Annotated in this window: 17 protein-coding genes; 8 read left to right on the forward strand and 9 right to left on the reverse strand. The window is 54.3% G+C overall.

Annotated elements, in window-relative coordinates:
• The first annotated feature begins 42 nt into the window (after positions 1 to 42).
• From ACZ47M_RS06875 to ACZ47M_RS06905, 7 genes are all read left to right on the forward strand, one after another.
• Positions 43 to 870: a translation initiation factor IF-2 subunit alpha gene (locus ACZ47M_RS06875; RefSeq protein WP_464883388.1), complete on the forward strand. Its 828-nt coding sequence runs from the start codon at positions 43 to 45 to the stop codon at positions 868 to 870.
• The gene (locus ACZ47M_RS06880; protein WP_315342538.1) at positions 870 to 1,046 is read left to right on the forward strand and encodes an RNA-protein complex protein Nop10; all 177 of its coding nucleotides are present in this window, start codon (positions 870 to 872) and stop codon (positions 1,044 to 1,046) included. The genes ACZ47M_RS06875 and ACZ47M_RS06880 overlap by 1 nt, the downstream gene beginning before the upstream one ends.
• A 1-nt stretch (position 1,047) precedes the next feature.
• Positions 1,048 to 1,848, forward strand: a complete 801-nt coding sequence (locus tag ACZ47M_RS06885; RefSeq protein WP_315342536.1) for a proteasome assembly chaperone family protein — start codon at positions 1,048 to 1,050, stop codon at positions 1,846 to 1,848.
• Positions 1,849 to 1,981: 133 nt separating this feature from the next.
• Complete coding sequence (locus ACZ47M_RS06890; RefSeq protein WP_315342534.1) at positions 1,982 to 2,596, forward strand: energy-coupling factor ABC transporter permease; 615 nt, start codon at positions 1,982 to 1,984, stop codon at positions 2,594 to 2,596.
• Positions 2,593 to 2,841 carry a PDGLE domain-containing protein gene (locus ACZ47M_RS06895; protein WP_315342532.1) on the forward strand — a complete coding sequence of 83 codons (249 nt, stop codon included), beginning with the start codon at positions 2,593 to 2,595 and terminating at the stop codon, positions 2,839 to 2,841. Before ACZ47M_RS06890 ends, ACZ47M_RS06895 begins: the two co-directional genes overlap by 4 nt.
• Position 2,842: 1 nt before the next feature.
• On the forward strand, positions 2,843 to 3,502 hold the full coding sequence (locus tag ACZ47M_RS06900; protein ID WP_315342530.1) for an energy-coupling factor transporter transmembrane component T family protein: 660 nt from the start codon (positions 2,843 to 2,845) through the stop codon (positions 3,500 to 3,502).
• Positions 3,499 to 4,287 (forward strand): energy-coupling factor ABC transporter ATP-binding protein, encoded by a 789-nt coding sequence (locus tag ACZ47M_RS06905; RefSeq protein ID WP_315342529.1) that lies wholly within the window; start codon positions 3,499 to 3,501, stop codon positions 4,285 to 4,287. Before ACZ47M_RS06900 ends, ACZ47M_RS06905 begins: the two co-directional genes overlap by 4 nt.
• On the opposite strand, the gene ACZ47M_RS06910 is transcribed toward ACZ47M_RS06905, so the two are convergent.
• The 9 genes from ACZ47M_RS06910 to ACZ47M_RS06950 all read right to left on the reverse strand — a co-directional run bounded on the left by ACZ47M_RS06910 (position 4,284) and on the right by ACZ47M_RS06950 (position 13,382).
• A complete protein-coding gene (locus tag ACZ47M_RS06910; protein WP_315342527.1) occupies positions 4,284 to 4,961 on the reverse strand; it encodes an ABC transporter ATP-binding protein in 678 nt (225 codons plus the stop codon). The genes ACZ47M_RS06905 and ACZ47M_RS06910 overlap by 4 nt on opposite strands.
• A complete protein-coding gene (locus ACZ47M_RS06915; RefSeq protein WP_315342525.1) occupies positions 4,958 to 5,401 on the reverse strand; it encodes a hypothetical protein in 444 nt (147 codons plus the stop codon). The genes ACZ47M_RS06910 and ACZ47M_RS06915 overlap by 4 nt, the downstream gene beginning before the upstream one ends.
• On the reverse strand, positions 5,398 to 6,168 hold the full coding sequence (locus tag ACZ47M_RS06920; RefSeq protein WP_315342524.1) for an ABC transporter permease subunit: 771 nt from the start codon (positions 6,166 to 6,168) through the stop codon (positions 5,398 to 5,400). Before ACZ47M_RS06920 ends, ACZ47M_RS06915 begins: the two co-directional genes overlap by 4 nt.
• Before the next feature lie 4 nt (positions 6,169 to 6,172).
• Positions 6,173 to 7,186, reverse strand: a complete 1,014-nt coding sequence (locus ACZ47M_RS06925; protein WP_315342522.1) for a hypothetical protein — start codon at positions 7,184 to 7,186, stop codon at positions 6,173 to 6,175.
• Positions 7,187 to 7,688: 502 nt separating this feature from the next.
• The gene (gene glmM, locus ACZ47M_RS06930) at positions 7,689 to 9,059 is read right to left on the reverse strand and encodes a phosphoglucosamine mutase (protein ID WP_315342520.1); all 1,371 of its coding nucleotides are present in this window, start codon (positions 9,057 to 9,059) and stop codon (positions 7,689 to 7,691) included.
• A 1-nt stretch (position 9,060) separates the two neighbouring features.
• The gene (locus ACZ47M_RS06935; protein WP_315342518.1) at positions 9,061 to 10,455 is read right to left on the reverse strand and encodes a mannose-1-phosphate guanylyltransferase/mannose-6-phosphate isomerase; all 1,395 of its coding nucleotides are present in this window, start codon (positions 10,453 to 10,455) and stop codon (positions 9,061 to 9,063) included.
• Between the two features lie 58 nt (positions 10,456 to 10,513).
• Positions 10,514 to 11,875 carry an ADP-specific glucokinase gene (locus ACZ47M_RS06940; protein ID WP_315342644.1) on the reverse strand — a complete coding sequence of 454 codons (1,362 nt, stop codon included), beginning with the start codon at positions 11,873 to 11,875 and terminating at the stop codon, positions 10,514 to 10,516.
• 32 nt (positions 11,876 to 11,907) lie between these two features.
• Positions 11,908 to 13,077, reverse strand: coding sequence for a 60S ribosomal export protein NMD3 (locus ACZ47M_RS06945; RefSeq protein ID WP_315342642.1), 1,170 nt, complete (start codon positions 13,075 to 13,077; stop codon positions 11,908 to 11,910).
• A 5-nt stretch (positions 13,078 to 13,082) separates the two neighbouring features.
• Positions 13,083 to 13,382, reverse strand: a complete 300-nt coding sequence (locus ACZ47M_RS06950; protein ID WP_010478789.1) for a DUF424 domain-containing protein — start codon at positions 13,380 to 13,382, stop codon at positions 13,083 to 13,085.
• Positions 13,383 to 13,487: 105 nt separating this feature from the next.
• On the opposite strand from ACZ47M_RS06950, the gene ACZ47M_RS06955 reads away from it, so the two are divergent.
• On the forward strand, positions 13,488 to 14,078 hold the full coding sequence (locus ACZ47M_RS06955) for an ArsR family transcriptional regulator (protein WP_315342640.1): 591 nt from the start codon (positions 13,488 to 13,490) through the stop codon (positions 14,076 to 14,078).
• Positions 14,079 to 14,081 lie beyond the last annotated feature (3 nt).

Consider the following 14,081-nt stretch of genomic DNA (forward strand, 5'->3'; position numbering starts at 1 on the left):
TTTCTCCTATGTGCCTGGGGAGTAAAAGGAGAGGTGATTCTCATGCCAAGAAAGATCAGGGAATACCCGGAAGAGGGGGAATTCGTCGTCGCCACCGTCAAGACCGTTCACCCTTACGGTGCGTTCCTCACCCTTGACGAGTACCCAGGTAAGGAGGGCTTCATGCACATAAGCGAGGTCGCTCCCACATGGGTCAGGAACATAAGGGACTACCTCAAAGAGGGACAGAAGATAGTTGCAAAGGTCATACGCGTTGACCCCGAGAAGGGACACATAGATTTGAGCCTAAAGCGCGTCAACCAGCAACAGAGAAAGGCCAAGATCCAGGAGTACAAGAGGGCCCAAAAGGCCGAGAACCTGCTCAAGATGGCGGCTGAGAAGATAGGAAAGGACTTTGAGACCGCATGGAGAGAAGTCTGGGTTCCGCTTGAGGAGAAGTACGGAGAAGTCTACGCAGCCTTTGAAAACGCCGCCCAGAACGGGATAGAGGCTCTGAAAGGCCTCGTCTCCGATGAATGGCTCGAGGCCCTCAAGCCCATCGTCGAGGCCTACGTTGAGATACCAAAGGTTACCATAGATGCCGAGTTCGAGATAACAGTTCCGAAGCCAAACGGCGTTGAAATCATCAAGGAAGCCCTCATAAGGGCGCGCGACAGGGCTAACGAGGAAAAAGACATCGAAGTCAAGTTCACCTACCAGGGGGCGCCACGCTACAGGATTGACGTCACTGCCCCCGACTACTACAAGGCAGAGGAGGTCCTTCAGGACATAGCCGAGGAGATACTGAGAGTAATCAAAGAAGCGGGCGGAGAGGCGACCCTCATAAGGAAGGAGAAGAGGATAAAGAAAGTCAAGAAGAGGGGTAGCTGATGCACTTCAGGATAAAAAAGTGCCCCAAGTGCGGGCGCTATACCCTTAAGGAAACCTGCCCCGTCTGCGGGGAAAAGACAAGGGTAGCCCACCCGCCGCGCTTTTCGCCGGAAGATCCCTACGGGGAGTACCGGCGCAGGCTGAAGCGCGAGCAAATGGGCATAGGGGTGAAGTGACATGAAGGAGACCATGATTTACCTCCTTGAAAGGCCCAACCTCAGGGACCCGGTTTTCATTGAGGGGCTCCCGGGGATAGGGCTGGTTGGAAAGCTGGCGGCGGATCATCTCATCCAGGAACTCAACGCGGTCAAGTTTGCAGAGCTTTACTCGCCCCATTTCATGCACCAGGTCCTCATCAAGAAGAACTCGGTCGTCGAGCTCATGAAGAACGAGTTCTACTACTGGAAGAACCCGAATGAGAACGGCAGGGATTTGATAATCATCACCGGCGACCAGCAGGTTCCCCCAACCGATAGCCCTGGCCACTACGAGGTCGTTGGCAAAATGCTCGACTTTGTTCAGGAGTTCGGTGTGAGGGAGATAATCACCATGGGCGGCTACCAGGTCCCGGAGCTCCAGGGGGAGCCAAAGGTTCTCGCGGCTGTGACACACGAGGGGCTCATAGAGCACTACAAGGCAAAGCTCGAAGGCTGTGGGGTTGAGGTCATCTGGAGGGAAGACGAGGGCGGAGCCATAGTGGGGGCGGCTGGCCTGCTCCTGGGAATGGGCAAGCTCCGCTCGATGTACGGCATAAGCCTCCTCGGCGAGAGCCTGGGCTACATCGTTGATCCAAAGGCGGCCAAAGTCGTTCTCTCGGCAGTCACAAAGATATTGGGGATAGAGGTAAACATGTCCGCCCTCGACGAGAGGGCAAAGGAAACCGAGGAGATACTCAGGAAAGTCCAGGAGATGCAGAGGGCGATGCTCGAGCAGAGCATGCCCCCGCAGCAGGAAGAGGAGGACAGGGGTTACCTCTGAGCCCCTGCCTTTTCTTGTCTTAATGGCTCTGGCAGGGCCGTTTCAAACCTTTGGTTGGTAACATGCGGTTTCAAAAACGCTTTTATTGCGTGCTACTCTTCTTTGGATTGATGGCACAAAGGAGGTGTCCGAGTTGCACATACCTGATGGCCTTCTGAGCGTGCCAATGATGGCGGTCACGTATCTAATAACGGCCTTAGCCGTTGGCTACTCTGTGAAAAAGCTCAGGGACTTCCCCGAGGAAAAAATCCCTCTCCTCGGCCTCTTCGCCGCCGGAATCTTCGCGGCCCAGATGGTGAACTTCCCGATAATAGGCGGTGTCAGCGGGCATCTCCTCGGGGCGACGCTCGTTGCAATAATCCTCGGGCCCTACGCGGCGGTAATTGTAATGACCGCGGTTCTGCTCATACAAACGCTCCTCTTCGGGGACGGGGGAATAACGGCAATAGGGGCCAACATCTTAAACATGGGGATTGTAGGGGCATTCGCAGGGTACGCCCTTTACACAAAGCTCAAGAGCATCAACGAAACCATAGCGATTGGCCTTTCAGCCTGGCTCTCAGTCGTCCTTGGGGCGGCTTTAGCCGGCGTTGAGATAGGCCTCAGCCACAGCCTCCCGTTCCTCAGGGTGCTCGCCCTGATGGTGGGCTATCACTCAATAATCGGAATAGGCGAGGCGGTACTCACCGTCCTGATAGTTCACGCCGTGAGGGCGAAGCTCCCATCAACTGAGGGGGTGCCGGCATGAGGGCGGTTTTTAAGGGGCTGATAATTGTAGCCATTATCCTGGCCATAGTGTTGCCCTTTGCATCGAGCAATCCCGACGGGCTGGAGACGACGATGGAAAAGGTTGGCCTTGAGGAGAAGCCTGTCTATCAAGCGCCTCTCGACTACGGCGAAACCTGGGGCCAGAGCTTCGCCATGGGCCTGCTCGGGATCATCCTGACCTTTGGGGCTGGCTACGGCCTGGCAAAGCTCGCCAGGGGTGCCTGAGGTGTACCTGCCTTTCGTTTTCATTTATGCTATTGGCGTGGTGACGAGGAAGAGCCTTACCGAGCTGGCATACTTTGCCCTCCTTTTCCTGGCAGTTACGCGGATAATGAGGCCGGAGAGGAGCGTTTTCAAAAAGCTTGGCTTTCTCCTGGGCTTTGAGGGCCTTCTGTTCGTTATGGCCCTGTTTAACCCGGGAAAACCTCTCCTGGAGACGCCCCTTGGCTGGATAACCCAGGAAGGTGTGTACTCTTTCTTCATGCTCCTCGGCAAAGCTTTCCTCTCAGCAGGAACGGCCGTGGTCGTGATAAACTCGGCTGGCTTCCCTAAAATACTCGCCGAGATGGAAACACTGAAGTTTCCTAAGGTGCTCACCTTAACATTAGCCTTCACCTACCGCTACCTCGACCTCTTCACGGAGGAAGCTGTCAGAATGAAGCGCGCCCTGGACTCCAGGGCCTTTGGCGTGGGAAGGAAGGAGTACTACGGCAAGCTCGGCTCCCTCATGGGGGAGGTTCTCGTCAGGGCTTACCTCAGGAACGGGAGGATATACAAAGCCATGCTCTCCAGGGGCTTCGGGGAGTTTCCCAGGTTAGAGGAGCCGAGGCCAAACGTCCAGACGGCTATGCTGGCCCTGCTCGCACTGGGGGGTCTGCTGGTGTGATAGAGCTGAAAGACGTTCACTTCTCCTACTCCGGCAGGGAAGTGCTGAGGGGAATCAGCCTCACAATAGAGAGCGGAGAAATCTTTGGACTCCTCGGGCCGAACGGAGCAGGGAAAAGCACCCTGATCCTCCACCTCAACGGCATACTGAAGCCGAAGAAGGGGAAAGTCCTCGTGGACGGCCTCGACCCGGCGAAAAACCCGAGGGAAGTCCGGAGAAAGGTCGGGATAGTTTTCCAGGATCCCAACGACCAGCTCTTCTCGCCGACTGTGTTTGAGGACGTCGCCTTTGGCCCCTACAACCTCGGCCTCCGTGGGGAGGAGCTGAGGAGGAGGGTAGTAAAAGCGCTGGAACTGGTGGGGATGGGCGAGTACGCCAGCAGGGACACGAAGGAGCTGAGCTTCGGCGAAAAGAAGAGGATAGCGATAGCGACGGTCTTAGCCATGGAGCCTGAGATCATAGCCTTTGACGAGCCCTTCGCCAACCTGGACTTCAGGGGCAAAAAGCTGATGAGGGAGCTCATCCTCGGGCTGAAAGGGCAGGGAAAAACAGTTATCCTCGCCTCCCATGAGGCCGAATACCTCTCGCTCTGCGACAGGATAGCCCTGATGGATGGGGGGAGGATAGTGACAGTGGGAACTCCCAAAGAAATACTCGGAAACCCCGACCTTCTGAGGGAGCACAACCTCGACGTCCCACCGCTGGCAGAGCTCTTCCTGAGCCTGGGTCTCCCGGTTCCGGGGAGCGTCGAAGAGGCTGTTGAGATACTGAAGAAACGAGATTAAACATCCATCCTCAACCTGAAGAGTCTCTCTATTTCGTCTCTGACGTCTTCTTTTTCACCGCTCAGGACCAGTTTTCCACCCGCTATAACGTAAACCCTGTCCGCGATTGGCATCAACGGCTCCCAGATGTGGCTTATTATTACAAAACTCCTCTCTTTCTTTTCCCCCTTGAGGATCCTTACAAAGTTTCGAATGCTCTCAAAGTCAAGATTGGCGAGGGGTTCATCTATCATAACCAGCTCAGGGCTTCCAATGAAAGCTTGGGCCAAGGCCAGCTTTTTCAGCATTCCTGAGGAGTAGTTCCTCGTCTGCTCATCGAGGAAATCCAGACCCAAGAGCTTCCCAATCCGCTCGACCTCATCCTCGCCATAACCCTTTGATTTTGCTATGAATTCAAGCCATTCCCTCCCCGAAACCAGCGGAGGAAACAAAACGGGATCATAGGCCACCCCAAGTTTCATCTTAACACCAGCATCCCTCCATGGGTCCCTTCCAAAGACCCGGATTAGGCCAGAAGTTGGCCTGTAAACCCCTGTGGAGAGCTTGAAGAAAGTACTCTTTCCACCGCCGTTCGGGCCGAGAATTAGGTTTACGCCTTCAGGGATTTCAACCGTGACGTTGTCGAGGGCAACTATTTTGCCGAACCTCTTGGTTAAGCCTCGGGCGATTATCATGCCCTCCACCTCCAGAGGGCCAGCAACAGGGACAACACGATTATAGAGGCGCAGAGGACCTTTTGGACCATCGGAGTGGGATAAACGCCCCTATAATATCCAGAGAACGTTAGAGACCCATTTGTAACGTAGATCGAGTAACTTCCTTCCCCTGGAAGGACTACGGGATAGCTAAGATGCTCCCTCACGTTGGACGAGAAGACCTCCCTGCCGGAAAACTGATCGAGAACAACAACCGTCCCCTCGCCATTGAAGCTCGAGTTCAAAACCATCCAGCCAGGGGAGTGAAGGGAGACATAACTGAAGGTTCCCTTCGAGTTTGTTACAACGGCCGGGCCAATGAACCCCCTACTCCTCTCGGCTGTTATGTACGCCCCACAGACTGCGAGGAAGGACAGCAGGAGAGAGAGCATGAGAACGAACAGAAACTTCATCTTCACAGGACATCCCCCCTCACGAAGACTGCTCCTGACAGGGTCAAGAGAACTGCGGGAACAACCAGTCCCCGGAGGACCCAGCCGCTCTCAAAGGGTGAAACCCAGCAAAGCGATTTCTCGAGCATCGGCACAAAGGAAAAGGGCGGCCAGCTGAGGTCTGCAAAAAACGGTAGGACGAGGAGGAAGAAGGAAGCTATAAAAGAAAGGAACATGTTCCTGAGCAGGACGGAAAACGTTACCGAAACCGAAAGGGAGAACAGAACGAAGTAGGTGGCAAAAACGAGTAAGTAAAAGTACCTGGTGGTTAGCGTTATTTCCTTCACAACACCAATTATATCGGCGTTCGGCACTAAGTCCACTATCAAGAGCGGAATGTAGAGAAAGAGAATGGAAGCCAGGAGAACGGATAGGGTTTTAGCCAGAAACAGCTCGCCCTTAGTGAAGGGGAGCGAATAGACCGTGAAGGCATAGCCCCTTTCCCTGTCGTAGCGGAAGGCAAGTATCGAGAAAACTGAAACAAGGAACGCCAGCAGGATCCAGAAGCCCGGAGAGAAGGAAAGGTACTCAAACAGGTGAATAGCAGTCACGCTGTTGATAGGGGGGACAGTGGGGGGAATGAAAGTTGTGGAAGAAACGGACACAACTTCCCACTGGGCCTTCAGGTAACTGACTTCGAGAACGTAGGTAAGGGAAGGAACGCCGAGGAGAAAGATTGCCAGCCTTAGAGGGTCGCTTATCTCCCACGACAGGAGGGTCAGGAACCTCTTCATATCTCTACCTCCTCTTCATCAGGAACACTCCCGCAAGTAACAGCAGTCCGGCAAGAACACCCCCAATCCAAGGGCCAGAAATGGCAGGAACACTCGCCTGCTGAGTGACATGTTCATCAGACTGGGTTTTTGGAACGCTGACGTTGTAAAGGAGAACCCCCGCCGGGACGGCACGGTCGACTTCCCCTCCCGAAAACTTTGGAGTTAATCTATCCATCATGTTGTCCGATATCGCGATCACATCGAGCCTCACCGAGGCCCCGAGGTCGGGTATAACTCCCATAAAGCCGGCGGTTAAATCGTCCCCGGGGTTGAATATCACTATTGACCTTATGAACGAGGTAGCCCCACTTGGATCCGTGAAGTTCACGGGCTCGCTACTCAGGAAAACATTTGGCCCCGTGAAGTTACGGTAGTATGTTACGTATGTGGTGGAGTTCAGAACCCTGATCACGTTAAAGGCCAGATGTTTTCCGTCAAGGATTACATAGCTCATGTTGGAAACCGGGTAAAGCCCGAATAGAAGCGTGTGCCCGTAGGGGCGGCCGTCCATTGAGTAGACAATCCCCGTGAGAAGATGGATCTTGTAAGAGCCGTTCAAGACGAGTTCTGTTCCATAATCCGCCCACTCAAACGAAACGTTTTCGCGAAGTGAGTGAGTGATCGTGTTAACGGGCCACGGGAGGTCCAGGGTGCAGTTGGCGGGGTAGTAAGCCGTGACCTCAGAGTAGGGCCATCTCAGAGACTTATCACCGTAGAGACCAACCGTCACGTTAACGATGGCCCAGTCGTTGGAAACGTTAATTATCCTGAAAACAACGCGCATGCTTTGGAAACCAAGGGTGGCTATACAGCCATCGCTACGGTAATAGGCCCCTCCTCCATAGTAGGTGTCTGGCTTTGTGGCGTTGGCAAAGTAAACCAGCTCGGTGCCGGGTTTAAGCCAGTAGGGCGCAGCTAATGTCGAACCGGAAAAAAGAAGCAGAAAAACCAGAGGCAGGGCGGCTTTCCCCTTCATAGCCATACCCCCACTCATGCGCTACCCGGTGGATAACCAACCGAGGCTGTTACAGACATTATCGCCCCTAACACGCTGAAGTACGTGGTAGTCCGTATCGTGTATATGTCATTGTGTACCCATACAAAGAGCAGCTCCGCCAAATCGAAAACCCATCCGTCGTTTTTGCCATCGTGCCAGTAGGTTGGATCGCACACGTGAAAGTAGGCTGAGGCTAAGGCACCTCCGCCACCAAAAGGCGGAAGCGACTTGACCTCAATATCTTCCCCGTACCACTCGCATCGAGAGATCTGCTTCCAATATACTGCTGCATTTACGAGGCTGCTGAGAAAGCCCGTCGCAGCCAGCAAGCCCAACATTGCAAACAATACCCCTCGTCTCATTGTCCCCCCCAACGCTGACAAGGGGTATACCAAGGTAGTGATCCAGAGAATTTAAACTTTTCTGTTTCGATCATGAAAGTTTACAGACATTGAATGAAAATTAAAACTGAAAAGAGAAATTAGCTACCAAGTACCTCCTCCAGCAATTCAAGCCCCAGCTCCAGGTATTCCTTCGCCTTCTCCTCGCTCTTGGCCTCGCTGAAAACCCTGATTATCGGCTCCGTCCCACTCGCCCTCACGAGGACCCAGCCGTCGTTGAAGATTATCTTGCTACCATCGGTCGTGTCTGTCCTATAACCTCTCTTCTCAGCCAGCCTTGCAACCTTTGCCACAATCTCCTTCCTGTCCCCCTCGACTTGCCTCTTCGTCTTGAACTGGTAGTATTTTGGAAGCCCGTCAATAAGCTCGCTGAACCTCTTGCCAGACTTTGCGAATATCTCGACTATCTTTGCGGTAGTCATCGCACCGTCCCTTCCCAGGACGAAGTCAGGGAAGATAACGCCGCCGTTCTCCTCGCCGCCTATGGTTCCGTTGTGCTCGAGCAGGGCCCTCGCGACTATCAGGTCACCAACTTCCGTCCTCATCACCTTTGCGTTGTTCCTCTCCGCTATTTCATCGAGCAGGTTTGAGGTTGCTACAGTAGTGACTAGAAGCCCGCCGCCCTTCTCCCTCAGCACCGCATCCGCAACGAGGGCGAAGGTCTTATCGCCCTGTATAAAGCGGCCGTTCTCGTCTATGAAGACCGCCCTATCCGCGTCCCCATCCTGGGCAACGCCAAAATCTGCACCAAGGGCCCTGACTATCTCCTTGAACTCCCTCAGGTTCTCCTCGTTCGGTTCAGGGTTTCTCGCCGGGAAGTGGCCGTCCGGGTGTGCGTTTACGCTGACCACCTTACAGCCGAGCTCCCGGAGGAGGTAGGGAAGCGTGAGCGAGCCGGCGCCGTTTGAAGTATCGACAACGACGAAAGGTTTTCTCTTCCTTATCGCTTCCACATCAACCCTGCTCTTTATGGCCTCGATGTAGGGCTTTATGATGTCCTCCCCGCGGACCTGGCCTATTTCGTCCCACCTGGCCCTATCGAAGTCCCCATTGAAGAATATTTCCTCTACAACAGCCTCCCTTTCCTTCTTCAGCCCCATGCCGTTTGGCTCGAGGAGCTTTATGCCGTTGTACTCCGGTGGATTGTGGCTCGCGGTTATGACTGCCCCGCCGTCGGCTTTGAAATGGGCCGTCGCCCACTGTATTGCGGGCGTTGGGGCTATGCCAACGTCGATGACGTCACAGCCCACGCTCAGCAAGCCGCTGATTATAGCGTCCTTCAGCATCTCGCCGCTTACCCTGGTGTCTCTCCCGACAACCACCAGGGGCCTCTTCCTGCCTTCCCTTTTAAGCATCGTCCCGAAGGCCATGCCCATCTTGAGGGCAAATTCGGGCGTTATCTCTTCGTTCGCTATTCCGCGGACTCCAAAGGTTCCGAAGAGTTTCCCCATTTTAATCCCTCCCAAAATCGTCCTCGAAGCGGACTATGTCGTCTTCGCCGAGGTATTCGCCGATCTGGGTTTCTATGACCTCGAGGACTATCTTTCCCGGATTTTCAAGCCTGTGGACAGTGCCTGCGGGAATGAACGTGCTCTCCCCAGGCCTCAGGAGGATTTCCCTGTCGCCAATACGAACCTTCGCCGTCCCCTTAACAACGACCCAGTGCTCGCTTCTGTGGTGGTGCATCTGGAGCGACAGCTTCTTGCCCGGAAGAACCGTCATGCGCTTTATCTTGTAGCGGTCGTTCTCCTCGAGGACAGTATAGCTTCCCCATGGCCTGTAGGCCGTTTTGTGGACGAGCGCCCTCTCGTCGTTCTTCTCCTTCAGATGCTTGTAGACTTCCTTTACCTTCTGCCCCTCACCGCGGTGGGCTATTAAGAGGGCATCGTCCGTATCGATGATTATCAAATCCTCCACGCCGACCGTTGCCGTCAACCTCTCGGCCATTATGAGGTTGTTCTTAGAGTTCACCCCGATGTGGTAGGTTCTCTTGCCCTTCATCACAACGGCGTTCCCGTCCTCGTCTTTCTCCAGAGCCTCGTATATTGCGTCAAAGCTTCCCAGGTCGTTCCAGTAGACGTTGAGCGGGACAACAGCGGCCTTGTCGGTCTTCTCCATAACGCCATAGTCAACGCTTATCTCCGGGACCAGCTCGTAGGCCCTCTCTACGCTCTCCTCCTCGAAGGCCTTTGCAACCTCAGGTGTGTGCTTCTTCGCCTCCTCCAGGAAAACCTCAGTGCGGAACGCGAACATCCCGCTGTTCCAGTAGTAACCGCTCTCAACGTATTTTTTAGCCGTTTCGAGGTCTGGCTTCTCCTTGAACTCGGCAACGCGGTAGCCGAGAACCCTGTCACCTTCCTTGATGGCCTCCCCGGGCCTGATGTAGCCGTAGCCAGTGTGGGGCCTGGTTGGTTTTATGCCAAAGGTCACCAAATAATCCCTGGCCAGCTTCTCTGCCCTCGCAAAAGCTTTCTCATAGGCCTCGTTCACCTCGATGAGGTGGTCGCTTGGCAGTACAGCAACGACGGAGTCACCGAAGGTTTCCTCTATCCTCTTAACCCCCCAGTATATGGCCGGGAGGGTGTTTTTGCCAACGGGCTCAAGGAAGATGTTTTCAGCCGGGAGTTCAACGCCGAGTTCCTCAAGGTCGTCGAGAACCCTGAATTTATACTCCTCGTTGGTTACGACGAATATCTCGGCCGGCTTTGAGAACTTAAGAGCCCTCTCGACGGTCTTCTGGAAGAGGCTTTCCCCATCGAGGAAGCGGACGAACTGCTTGGGCATCAGCTCCCTGCTGAGCGGCCACAGGCGGGTCCCTTTCCCCCCGGCCAGGATAAGCGTCTTCACGGCAACCACCTCTGGGACTTCTGGGGTTAGGTCTATTTAACTTTAGCGAAAGAAAAAATCAGCGGAGGGCGAACTCGCCCACGAAGGCAGAGCTCGAGATGGTGTCCCCGATGCCAACCGTTGATTTGGGCTTTGCCACTATCTTAGTTGGAACAAATGCGAGCTGGTAGGAATTAACCTCGGCTATGCCATCCTTCATGCCGTACTCCTCTAAGAGAGCCTCTTCCACGGGCTTAGCCTTCTCATTGACGGGAACTTCCATGGCTTTGATGATGTTATCTATAGAGCTTATATCGCCGAGCTTTGCCTTTGCCGCGGCAGCCAAAGCAGCGAAGAGGAGAGCATCGCGGACGAACTCCCCTCTGTAGTCCGTCAGCGCGAGATAATAGCCATAGGTGTGGAAGTGTATCCTCCTCACGCCTGTTTTTTCAGCGAGCTTGACCATGGCCTCTGTAACCGCTATCGGGTCAACGGGGTCGTGGGAGAGGAGCTTCTCAGCGAGGGCTTTCTCATCCATGACCTCGACTATCGAGGCCAGCTCAACCTCGTTCAGCCCAACGCTCCAGAACTTTCCGAGCAAGCCCAGGATTGCCTTTCTAACTGTTTCATCCGGGGTAAAGGCAAACTCAAGGTGCGTCGGGATGCCTTTCTCGTTCAGAACCTTAAGGTGTTCTTCAACGATCTCCAGAGGCTCGCGGTAGTTCTCCTTTGTGAGAGCCTGGAGACCGCTGATCACCGCGAGGGAAGAGCTTCCGGCTATCTCCTCGAACCTCTCCCTGAACTCCGGCCTTATGTAGACGTTGGGGTTATAATCGTCGGCCGAGCCTATGAAGCGGTTTTCCCTCGGTGCCTCGAAGTTAAAGACTGTGAAGCCCCTCGGAAACTCGTAGATGTAGTGGAGGCAGTTCTCTTCATCCCCAGCGAAGTCCCTCGGGTGGACGAGCTTGAGTGAGCCGTTTTCGGCCTTTGGCACATAGATCGGCCCGTCCTTGAAGAGGCCCGCCTGAAGGCCGGAAAGCTGGGGGACGTGGGCTATGACGGGGATGCCATAGACCCCCCCGAGGAGGTTGGCCATTATACCCACCTGGCCGCCCATCCTCAGCTCGTCCCAGCCCCATTGCTTCATGTAAAAGCGCGTGGAACAGCTCTCAACTAAGAGTTCAGCGGCCTTTCCCCTTTTAACGCTCCAGAGGATTGAGCCGAGGAGCTGAGCAACGCTCTCTATCCTTTTTGGAAGCTCCTCTGCGTAGCGGAGAACCTCCTCTTTACCGGCCTTCTCGACGCGCTTTTCGAGGTCTTTTCGCTCAAGATACTTGACGGCGTCGATGTTTGTGTTGTAAGCCAGAAGAACCTTACCAACTCCTCCAATCCTGCCCCTTACACTTTCAAAAGCGGATGAGTAGAGGGAGTCCCAGGTCACATGTATCACCGGGAGTGAAAAAGACGGGGAGGTTAATAAGACTTGCGCCTCAGAAAGTACCTTCTCCCACCGAGGTGCACCATCTCGTAGATCTCCCCCTCATTGACCTCAAACTTCGGCTTTTCGAGCTCGTACGTCTCGTAGGTCTCCATGTCCATCACCTGAACCTCTGTCCTGCCGATGCTCGTAACCATGGCCTCCCTTTTCTCGGCTTCAACGGTCTCAACGCTCTCCCTTTCTACAGTCTTCCAGTCCCTGTGCTCGCTCTCGCCGGTGCTCAAATCCCTCATGGCCAGCCCCTTCCCGTCGACGCGCTCCACCTCGTACACCTTCCCCTTCCTGTCCCGAACTATGTCTCCCCTCCTGAACTTCGGCAACCTAACGCTCACGCTCGTGCGGTAGACCTCCCTGCTGGTCTGTCTGTCGAGGCCGACCAGTTCGTAGGCCTCGCTGACTGTTCCACCGAAGTGCTCCCTTATGGCCTGGGCCAGCTTTCTCGCGGCACTTGTGGAGCCCATATAGAAGTCCAGCCCTTCATCTTTCTCAACGGTGTCCTGAATAAAGCCCATCCTGTCCCTTCTCATTATCTCGTCGACCTTTTCCTCGACGAGCTTTTCAACGGCCTTCCTTTCATCTTCCGCAAGGGGCCTGTCTTCGGCCCTCACCTGGAGTATCGCCTCGAAATAGCCCCCTAAGAACTTCTGACAGCGGGGACAGACCGTCTGGCGGACGTAAACAGTAACATGCTTCCTCTCGTCGTGGAGCTCACGTTGAAGCTCGTGGATCCTGGCCTTAACGCGAACCTCGTAGGTTATTATTGCTGGAAAGTAGTCAATGTGCCAGTCAACCGGTTCAAAAGAAACCACGGCCTCTCCAACGGAGAGTTCCTGAATTGATTCCAGCTCTTCTGGAGACACCAGCCCAAAGGTTTTGACCCTCTCATCAAAGGAATCTTCAATGGCCTCAAGCAAAGCGCTCTCCGCCACCTCGAAGATAAGCTCTTCGAGTTCGTAAGTTTTGGGGTCAACCCAGACGCCCCTCTTTTTATAGCTCCCGCAGTTCTGGCAAAGTTCTGTGTTGAGTTCACCATCAATGAGAAGAACCGGGTTCTCCTTCCTGAAGCACACCTGGCAGAGGCCCTCAATTAAGGGACCACCCTCCTCCTCGCTTATACCGCACCTGTAACAGAAGCGCTCGCCCATAACCATCACCACACCAGCTTTGCCATCTGGGCGTGGGGTATCCCTTCAATCCTCAGAACCCTTTCCGGGTCAACGTAACCGAGTTCTATCGCCTTGGAAACACACCTCTCACCCGTCAGGTTGGCTATGGTGGCCTCCCCGAGGAGGGACTCCAGGGCGTCTTCATCCATCAGCTCACCTTTGTAGAACCTCTCCCTGACCTCAAGCTTGAGCTTACCCTCCCTGAACGTCTTCCCAAGCAGCTCTTCATCGCATGCCGCCAGGAGAACCTCGCCCTGGACCCGGTAGATTTTAACGTATATCATGACCCTTCCCGGACACCCTAAAGGCGAAGGGTTTATAAACCCTGCCGGACGAAAAGCTTAAAGCAATTTTTCTAACATCATGTTAGAGAAAAGGGGGTGGTGAGAATGGAACCAGAGATGGGGAAGCTCCTCGATGTCCTCGGGAACGAGACCAGGAGGAGAATACTCTTCCTGCTCACGAGAAGACCTTACTTCGTGAGCGAACTGAGCCAGGAGCTTGGAGTAGGACAGAAGGCTGTGCTCGAACACCTTCGAATACTGGAGAGCGCAGGGTTAATCGAGGAAAGGGTTGAAAAAATCCCCCGCGGGAGGCCAAGAAAGTATTACATGATAAAGAGGGGCTTTAGACTGGAGGTGCTCCTGACTCCATACACCTTCGGCACTGAAATTTATGAACCCACGAAACCCGGAACCAGGGAAGTTTACTCAATGACTAAAGCCCTGATCAAGGCCCATAAACCGGTAGAGGAGAAGATAGAGGAACTTGTGGATTTTCTGGGCGAGATAGAAGCAAGACTGAACGAACTACTCGAGGCCAGGAGAGAACTGGAAGAGGTCAGGCTCCTCGTTGAGACGTACATAGAGAACCTCCTGAGAAGGGTTGCACAGGAGGACGAGAAACTCGTCGAAGAAATAATACACGAGGTCGAACCCAAGCTGCCAAAGAGGATACTGGAAAGAATCAACGACTTTTAGGAA

Source organism: Thermococcus waiotapuensis (genome assembly GCF_055384795.1).